Below are 7,901 nucleotides of genomic sequence, written 5' to 3'. Positions count from 1 at the left end.
CAAAACCTCCAAGCTCACATCACAGCTTGGGGGTTTTTGTTTTTGCTGAATTTAGTATTGGATAAATCACTATGACTTATGACTCAAGAATTTTGGGATTTAAGGAAGTCTATTCTTGATGGACAGAAGACTATCAAGCAATTAGCGCCTACTCATCTTCAGCTTCATCTTGAACAATGTTTTGTGCAATTAACCAATCGCTGTCTGGACGACAAACCAACCGAGCATTGCTGTATGCCCAGCCCAAAGGTAAAATTGTATGCCCAAGATAGCTACCTGATTGTGTTTTCTCAGTTACCAATGCAATATCAACTTGATTATCATCAACTAAGGCCAATGGAAGTAAGAGAGACATAATATTTCGTGTTGGAAAATACATTGGAATAGCAGTTTTATAATTCCATTTCACCCATTTGATAGCTAATCTCAGTGCGTCATCCAATCTAGCTTTTATAAACCTGTACACTCTTGCATCTTCTTTAATTGCTTGACCAAACCGTTCAAAGTAGAGAAGTTTATTTTGGTATGACATTTCTTTTGTATCCTCCAAAACAAAACTCTGGGGAACATTGCGAATTTCAGGTTGACTCATATAGTATTCCTGTGCCGAATGCCAGCAAATTAAAGCATTGTTGATGTTTATAGTGTGCCCATCAGTCTGCACACCCTAACACCTTAGGAACAGAATATGGATATTTGTAAAAATTACCTACTTTTCTACTACTTCAATCAAATAATCAAATCTTCAATTGATACACCAAAAGCACAGGCTATTTTTTGAACAGCTGTCAGATAAACCATATTTATCCCCGGATGGTCGGGCGTAACTTTTCACTGTGTTGTAGTTTACTTTGGCACGTTCAGCCAACTTTTTGATTGTCCAATTTCTTTCTGCTACAAGTTATCTAATCTTTAGTCTAACTAGCCCTATTTTTATCTTGACAAAGGCGAGATTCAACTTTTTAAAAATTAATGAGGTGGGATTCCACCTACTATATGAACAACATCAAAAGCGATCGCTCGTCCAGCCTGGAAAACTAACAGAGCGATCGCTATCTTCAGTTTTAAAGCCAACCAAGTATGGCAGTCAGCTCCCATACTTAGGTTAAAGGTTGATCGCCCTCTCCCTGTGGTACCGTCCCCGCCTCTGATCGTGGTGCAGACATGATTTGCTTTTGCTGTTCTTGTAGCCAGGTTTCAAAGAGTTCATTCAGCAGGCGCACTTTCATAAATTCATCCAGTTGTGCAGGGATAAATTTTTCCAGCCGCAAAATCACGAACCAGTCGGCGATGCGGGTAGGGGGCAATATCTGACCTGGTTGACTGCTAGATAGCATTTGCACCATTACCGGATGTAGTGCATTCAGTTCAATCGGGCCTACTAAGCCTCCTGTTTGGGCTTCTGGCCCGAGTGAATATTCACGCGCCAAGTCAGCAAAAGAGTTTTCTTTTGCCTGAATGCGGAAGTAAAGTTCTTGGGCTATTCCCACATCCTGGGTTCGCAGTAGAGAATAAATTACTTTGTCTAGTTTTGTCTTGGACTGAAAAAAGTAGGATTCCAGTTTATTACCCCAAGTAGCTTGCTTGAATTTTTCAATTTTAAGCTTACGAGTGATAATAACTTCTAGTTGTTTGGGAGTCAGCCCTTGATGTGCCATCCAAGTCTGGATGTCTTCTTCATTTTTGAACTGTTTTTCAGCGTAAAACTGCTGTTTAGCTTGGACTACTTCCTCAGGTGTACACTCTATTGCTAGCTTGGCAAAGCGTGAGTTTTGCTCTATCGCCTCATCAATGATTAATTCGCGCTGCAACTGTGGCAGCATTTGGTAACTCGCCAGTAAGGAAATCAGTTCACTAGCTGTGATTGTACGATTACCGATTTGGATCGCTTCAGTCATTAGCTTTCGGCCATCTCAAAGTATCTAGTTTGTTAAAGAAGCTAAACCTTAGCCCATTCATTGGGAACTTTTGTCTTAATCTTACCGAGTTAGGTACGCAACCTGACTTTCGTGATAATTAAATAGTGGCTTTAACATCCTCTAAAATATACAGTTTATATGAGTTTTTATCAAAGATTCTACGTAAATGCGACCAGATGTGAAGAAAAGGACAAAGGTCAATGACTAATGATACTTCTCGCCACTGCAACTTAGAAGATGAAGTTATCAAACTGAATTAGGGTGCTTTCAGATAACCCTCTCCTAACAAAGGTGTTTTTACTTAACCAGAAATACTCACTCTATAGCAAGTCTCATTTGAATCTGATTTTTCCCATTATCTTTTTGGTAAAGAGATGTCTACGACGGACGGGCTGCGCCTACGCTCACTATACCTCTATCCCAAAGTCCTATTATGTATCCCGCAACCAAAAATTCTAACGTTTACAACGACTCTAAATAGTTCAGAAGATCCGCCATTTCTTGGGCACTAGGTTGGAATTTTGGCATTGGCGGGGTTTCGCCACTGATCACCTGGCGAATCAGTCCATATCGAGACTTGTGCTTTGAGACAGCTTGCAAACTGGGGCCTACTCGCCCATCTGCTTCCAAGCCATGACAACCAGCACAATTAATTTGAAAGATTGCGTGTCCTTGAACTGGGTTTCCTGTTAAGGATAGAACACTCTTGACGTATGGATCGGAGGCTTGAACCAACTGAACACCAAAAAAGCCCAAAGGGACTGCTAGCAGTATAGCCAGCGTCAATAAAACGATCCGCTGAATCAAAATTTCAGGTTTGGTAATCTGGTTATCCAAAAGGTTTGCTGTGAAAGTCTAGGTGTGCTAAAAAGTTTTCATTTCCTACACATAGCTTATAGCTTAAAAGTTCTTGATTGTGTCTGCAAGCACAGAAGACTATTTTCTTGTGGGCAGTCGCCCTCCAAAAAGGCTGTAGGGCGCAGGATTCATACGAAATTTGGTAAAATCAAAAACAGGCAACGAATATTTAATAATTACAAAGAGGAGATTTACAGTGGTTGAACCCCTGCTATCAGGTATTGTCCTTGGTCTAGTTTTCGTAACCCTCGCCGGACTGTTTTACGCTGCCTATAAGCAATATAAGCGCCCCAATCAGTTGGGGGGGTAGGCACTGCTGAGTTTTGTTAGCGCATAGCTATGGTTTAGCACGTGCTGAGTTTTGAGTGGGAAAATGAGGGGGATGAGGGGGACAAAGTAAAATTTTCTCCTCCTGCTCCTTTGTCTGCCCCCTCTTTTCTCATTGCACAATTCTGTACAAAGTAAGTGATGTGTTGCCGTAAACTTTCTCGCGGCAAATTTCCCAATCGGGAATCTCTGGCGGTGTCCAACCTTGTGAGGCGTGTTCAACTGCGATTTCACCGCTAGGATCTAAAAGTTGATAGTGAGCGATCGCTTCTAATACTGACTGATACAATCCACTGGCATAAGGTGGATCAAAGTAAATTCTATCGAATTGCTTGCCTGATAAAGTCTTTAACTGTTGGACAATATCTCCCCGTAATACCCGAAGTTCTTGCTCGGCATTAGCTACCTGCTGCCAATTTTGTTGGATGGTGGCACAGGCTTGGCTTGATTGTTCAATTCCCACTACTAGGCTGGCTCCTCTACACAAAGCCTCTGCGCCCATTGAACCAGTACCGGCGCACAAATCTAGCCAGTGACAACCTGCAATTTCTCCCTGCCAAATATTAAACACTGCCTCCCTGACCCGCGCACTGGTGGGTCTAGTTTCCTTTCCTGGTAAAGTTTTTAACTGGCGATTACCGTAAATTCTCAGACTCATTGGTTATTAGTCATTGGTCATTAGTCATTGGTCACTTGTACTCTCGCACTCGTGCCGAGCGACTTGTACTGAGCTTGTCCTGATCGTAGCCGAAGGGCGTAGTCGAAGTAAGCCGAGGTAAGTCGAAGTATTAGTCATTAGTTTTAGACAAAGGACAAAGAACAAATGACAAAAATAATATTAGGCAGGAATTTTTTCGCGGACTTGAGCAACAAAATTAGATAGGATTTGCAATCCAATATTAGAGGATTTTTCAGGGTGAAATTGGACTGCCATCAGGTTTTCGTGGGCGATCGCAGCTGTGACGGTTTGAGTACCGTGGGTGATGGTTGCTGCACGGATTAGCGGGTCTATTGGGTCAACATAGTAAGAATGGACAAAATATACCCAAGGATCGGACGGTAAATGCTCCCACAAAATACTTTTTGTCTGAGTCATTTCCAGTTGATTCCAACCCATGTGAGGAATAGTGATGTCAGGTTCTGGGCGAAACCGCCGCACTTTTCCTTTAATAATTCCTAGTCCTGGTTGGATACCTTCTGCACTTGATTCAAAGAGAATTTGCAATCCTAGACAAATTCCTAAGAAAGGTTTACCAGATGCGATCGCTTCTTTAATAGGTTGTTCCAAACCACGCGATCGCAGGTGTTGCACTGCTGGATCAAATGCTCCCACTCCCGGTAAGACTATTGCATCTGCTCGGTCTAATTCCTTTGGAGAATAAGTAACATTAGGAGTTGCCCCAGCTTTTTCCAAGCCTTTACAGACTGAGTGCAAATTTCCCATCTCGTAGTCTACGACTGCAATAACTGGCATTTACCTGCTCCTTGTAAATTTATTATGGAGGGTTTTTCTATTCTAAATAATATTTGTTATGAAAAAAAGAATTCTATTAACTTCTTTTGATATTTGGCTAAACGATCAACTGTCGAATTCTTCTGATGATTTATTACTTGAAGTTACAAAACTTGAGTTGATACCCGATGATTTAACTTTTTTGCGCCAGTTACCCGTAGATGTACAACTTGCCAGTGCTCAGGTAATTGAACAAATCAATGCAATTCAACCTGATTACATCATCTGTTGTGGCATGGCTGCAAGTCGCACACAATTAAGTGTGGAAGCAGGTGCTAGCTGTGGTGAAAGTATTTTACAGACAAAAGTTGATTTAGAGGAATTAGTGACGGGAGCAGCAGCAATTGAGATTAGCCACGACTGCGGTAAATTTGTCTGTGAGGGTCTTTACTATTCAGTATTGGACTACTTAAGCCAAAACCAACTCACGGCGCGTTGTATCTTTGTCCACGTTCCGATTCTCAATCAAGAAAATTTGATGGGGATTCTGGCAGATTTCGTATTAATTATTAACAAAATGGCACTTTCATCAAGTTGTTAGTGTCTGTATGGTGGAAGAAATATTTAAGTATATGTTGCCATTGTTACTAATTTTCCCAATTGCCCAATCAATGCCTGCCACGCCACCATCTGAAGAAGTCGTACAACCACAAGAAGTACGTCCTTTACCAGGGAAGTTGGATACAGTGCCAACCTTTAACAGCAATAGTCCAGAATTGGTGTTGAAAGAAGGAATTTTACTCTCTACTTTTCCACCAGATGGCAAAAAAGTGCCAACGGCGCATCTGAATTTTCCCTTTCGGGGACGATTTGATATTTTTGCCCATCACGTTGCTAAGGCTGAACCAGCAGAAAATTTGCGTTCTCTTTATTTAGGAATAATTTTGCACAACCCTGGTTCAGAATCAGTGAAAGTGAATATTTGGCAGGCGGCGAGTTATTTGAGTCAACCGGATGCACCATTTATTCAGCTACCATCCTTTAGCCAAAATCTTTTAGGTAAAATTTTTGCTGGGCCAGGCGATCGCGTCATGTCTGATGTGCTTAGGGGAGTGCGACAAGAGAGTTTCCCTGCTCAAATTGAGATTCCACCAGGGCAAAGTCGGATGTTACTAAATTTACCAATTCCTGTGCAGGGATTGACACCACCCCTCAATGGTCGTTCTACATTGATTCGACTACAAAGTAATGGCACTGTCTATGCAGCTAGCCTAGCCATGTTTGCACGGGTGAATCCTGATGGCAGTGAGCGATCGCCTACTTTAGAAGAATGGCAAAATTTACTAGATAATGGTGATTTGGCTGGGCCACGGGATAAAGCGCCCACTCCCCTAGAGGAAACTGGCAAGCCAAGAATTTATGGGCGTGTAGCTGGAGTAGCTAGTGGTTCACGATGGAGAGGCTTATTAGTAGATAATCCTAAAGCCAGGTATCTGACTATTCCCCAGCCTGGTCAAGTGTTTTCCTATGCTTTGAGTACCGTGCATGGCGGTACATTAGGAACTGGTCAAATTCAAAGTGCTACCATGCTGGTGCGCTATCCTGACACCGCATATCGCGCTCATGGGAACTATGGGATTCAATATAATCTCAAGTTGCCGCTATACAACAATACTCAAAGTCCTCAAACTGTTAGTGTGTCCATACAAACACCACTCAAGGAGGAGCAATTGGGAAAACCGGGGTTACGCTTTCTGAGTACACCAGCCCCTGAAGTATTCTTCCGAGGCACAGTTCGGGTACGTTACAAAGATAAGCAAAATCAGCCGCAGACTCAGTTTGTGCATTTAGTGCAAAAGAGAGGTCAACTAGGGGAACCCTTAGTTTTATTAAATATGAAACCTAGTGATCGCTCTTTAGTAGAAGTAGATTTTCTCTATCCGCCGGATGCTATACCTCCGCAAGTATTAACAGTTTCAACTCAAGCTGAACCTCGGTAATGAGTCATAGGTAAGGGACTACCCATCATACTGATTATTATCTCTACTGGGAGATTTTATTTTTTGGAGGTCAGTGCAGTACATGCAATAAACGTGAATAAGCCTAGTACTATTAACAACAATTTTTTCATTATTTTCTCCATAATTTTTAATTTTTGAAGAAGAATTCAGAAGTCATACTGTTGCTTTGTGAAGCTGCGCCAAACTCTGTTTCGGAAGAAAGCACCATAGATTAAAGCCTAAACGTCCCCGTTACTGTTACTGTAAATTTAATTCCGAGGGAATAAAAACTCTGAAAATTTGTAACCTTTGAAACTCACACTTTCAGAAATTACACTAAAATTTCTGTCATAGCAAGTATCTGATTTAGGCGTCACCGTGCCGAAACGGTAAAATTGTCCGCTAATAAGCCTGAAAAGCTTGTACAGCAATACTTCCATTCAGGTATATCTTGAAGGTTTGATTAATAGTTATTAAAGCCTGTGGTCATAGATGAGTTGGCGGGGCGATCGCTTGCCTAACAGGGCGTTCAATGTTGATCGGTGAATTAACTTCTTCATATTGATAAAACTTTTCACCCCAAGTTTATGTATTTAGGGTGAATATTTATTCCGCTCCATGCATTCCAATAGAAATACTAGACTATAGCAGGCAATAAAAGGACGGCATGGCAACTGAGCAAAAAATCAACCAAGAAACTGAGTTAAATTCGCTCCAGCCACTTATTGGAATCTTGATTCTACTAGTTGAGGATGAGCCAGATATTGCAGATTTGCTCATCTTCATTTTGGAAGCAGCAGGTGCAGAGGTAATCGCTTTAAGCGATGCAGAAGCAGCCCTTGCCTTAGTGGAATCGCTTCATCCCGATATTCTGGTGTGCAATGTAAAATTGCCCGATCATGATGGAAATTGGTTAATTGAGCAAATTCGAGTGCATTCTTGCTCATCCTTAAGACAGTTACCTGCGATCGCTATCACTTCTTATACACGGGAAGTCTCAAGTCATAAGGCTTTGAATGCTGGCTTTAATCGATTTTTAGTCAAGCTTGAGAGTCCAGAGGAAATCGTAGGTGAGATTGTTCACCTGCTATTTACCGATATTTAAAAATAAATACTTTGTCTTAATGTCGTTTTTAACACTGATTGTACTAATAGGTGCTGGAAATACACAGCTAGTTGTACACTCCTACAAATTACTCAGTTTAAACTAGCAGACTCTCAAAGACCTATCGATAAATTCCACAATTGTCCTGAGAAGTTACCACACTCAGCCATAACGGGTTTATTGTTTATTCCATCATTGATGATATCTAAACACTTATTTGACCCTGTAAACTGTGTTCG

10 protein-coding genes are annotated in these 7,901 nt (G+C 41.5%); 4 read left to right on the top strand and 6 right to left on the bottom strand.

The genetic code is table 11. The features are described 5' to 3' along the window. Window positions 1-148: 148 nt before the first annotated feature. From ACFFAP_RS16800 to ACFFAP_RS16785, 4 genes are all read right to left on the bottom strand, one after another. Window positions 149-592: a DUF3825 domain-containing protein gene (locus ACFFAP_RS16800; protein ID WP_375512272.1), complete on the bottom strand. Its 444-nt coding sequence runs from the start codon at window positions 590-592 to the stop codon at window positions 149-151. Between the two features lie 377 nt (window positions 593-969). Then, the gene (locus tag ACFFAP_RS16795) at window positions 970-1,098 is read right to left on the bottom strand and encodes a hypothetical protein (protein ID WP_375512271.1); all 129 of its coding nucleotides are present in this window, start codon (window positions 1,096-1,098) and stop codon (window positions 970-972) included. Between the two features lie 2 nt (window positions 1,099-1,100). Then, complete coding sequence (locus ACFFAP_RS16790; protein WP_375512270.1) at window positions 1,101-1,898, bottom strand: peptidylprolyl isomerase; 798 nt, start codon at window positions 1,896-1,898, stop codon at window positions 1,101-1,103. A 483-nt stretch (window positions 1,899-2,381) separates the two neighbouring features. Further along, the gene (locus ACFFAP_RS16785) at window positions 2,382-2,756 is read right to left on the bottom strand and encodes a cytochrome c (RefSeq protein WP_104908556.1); all 375 of its coding nucleotides are present in this window, start codon (window positions 2,754-2,756) and stop codon (window positions 2,382-2,384) included. A gap of 217 nt (window positions 2,757-2,973) precedes the next feature. Here ACFFAP_RS16785 and petG point away from each other — a divergent pair, with 217 nt between their 5' ends. Further along, complete coding sequence (gene petG / locus ACFFAP_RS16780; RefSeq protein ID WP_063721252.1) at window positions 2,974-3,087, top strand: cytochrome b6-f complex subunit V; 114 nt, start codon at window positions 2,974-2,976, stop codon at window positions 3,085-3,087. A 129-nt stretch (window positions 3,088-3,216) separates the two neighbouring features. On the opposite strand, the gene rsmD is transcribed toward petG, so the two are convergent. Next, window positions 3,217-3,762 carry a 16S rRNA (guanine(966)-N(2))-methyltransferase RsmD gene (gene rsmD / locus ACFFAP_RS16775; RefSeq protein WP_375512269.1) on the bottom strand — a complete coding sequence of 182 codons (546 nt, stop codon included), beginning with the start codon at window positions 3,760-3,762 and terminating at the stop codon, window positions 3,217-3,219. A 180-nt stretch (window positions 3,763-3,942) separates the two neighbouring features. Next, complete coding sequence (hisH, locus tag ACFFAP_RS16770) at window positions 3,943-4,578, bottom strand: imidazole glycerol phosphate synthase subunit HisH (protein ID WP_375512268.1); 636 nt, start codon at window positions 4,576-4,578, stop codon at window positions 3,943-3,945. A gap of 58 nt (window positions 4,579-4,636) precedes the next feature. Here hisH and ACFFAP_RS16765 point away from each other — a divergent pair, with 58 nt between their 5' ends. The 3 genes from ACFFAP_RS16765 to ACFFAP_RS16755 all read left to right on the top strand — a co-directional run bounded on the left by ACFFAP_RS16765 (window position 4,637) and on the right by ACFFAP_RS16755 (window position 7,662). Then, the gene (locus ACFFAP_RS16765) at window positions 4,637-5,158 is read left to right on the top strand and encodes a peptidase C15 (protein WP_375512267.1); all 522 of its coding nucleotides are present in this window, start codon (window positions 4,637-4,639) and stop codon (window positions 5,156-5,158) included. Between the two features lie 31 nt (window positions 5,159-5,189). Further along, a complete protein-coding gene (locus tag ACFFAP_RS16760) occupies window positions 5,190-6,557 on the top strand; it encodes a DUF3370 domain-containing protein (protein WP_375512274.1) in 1,368 nt (455 codons plus the stop codon). A 667-nt stretch (window positions 6,558-7,224) separates the two neighbouring features. Beyond that, window positions 7,225-7,662 (top strand): response regulator, encoded by a 438-nt coding sequence (locus ACFFAP_RS16755; RefSeq protein ID WP_375512266.1) that lies wholly within the window; start codon window positions 7,225-7,227, stop codon window positions 7,660-7,662. Window positions 7,663-7,901: the final 239 nt, after the last annotated feature.

The organism is uncultured Nostoc sp., assembly GCF_964245575.1.
GTDB lineage: Bacteria > Cyanobacteriota > Cyanobacteriia > Cyanobacteriales > Nostocaceae > Nostoc.
Note: the sequence above shows the minus strand (reverse complement) of the source record. Positions and strands in the feature narration are given on the sequence as shown.

Coding starts and splice junctions, on each gene's coding strand:
- rsmD (WP_375512269.1), bottom strand. CDS start 3,762: ATGAGTCTGAGAATTTACGGTAATCGCCAGTTAAAAACTTTACCAGGA.
- ACFFAP_RS16795 (WP_375512271.1), bottom strand. CDS start 1,098: ATGGGAGCTGACTGCCATACTTGGTTGGCTTTAAAACTGAAGATAGCG.
- ACFFAP_RS16765 (WP_375512267.1), top strand. CDS start 4,637: ATGAAAAAAAGAATTCTATTAACTTCTTTTGATATTTGGCTAAACGAT.
- ACFFAP_RS16760 (WP_375512274.1), top strand. CDS start 5,190: ATGTTGCCATTGTTACTAATTTTCCCAATTGCCCAATCAATGCCTGCC.
- ACFFAP_RS16790 (WP_375512270.1), bottom strand. CDS start 1,898: ATGACTGAAGCGATCCAAATCGGTAATCGTACAATCACAGCTAGTGAA.
- ACFFAP_RS16755 (WP_375512266.1), top strand. CDS start 7,225: ATGGCAACTGAGCAAAAAATCAACCAAGAAACTGAGTTAAATTCGCTC.
- ACFFAP_RS16800 (WP_375512272.1), bottom strand. CDS start 592: ATGAGTCAACCTGAAATTCGCAATGTTCCCCAGAGTTTTGTTTTGGAG.
- hisH (WP_375512268.1), bottom strand. CDS start 4,578: ATGCCAGTTATTGCAGTCGTAGACTACGAGATGGGAAATTTGCACTCA.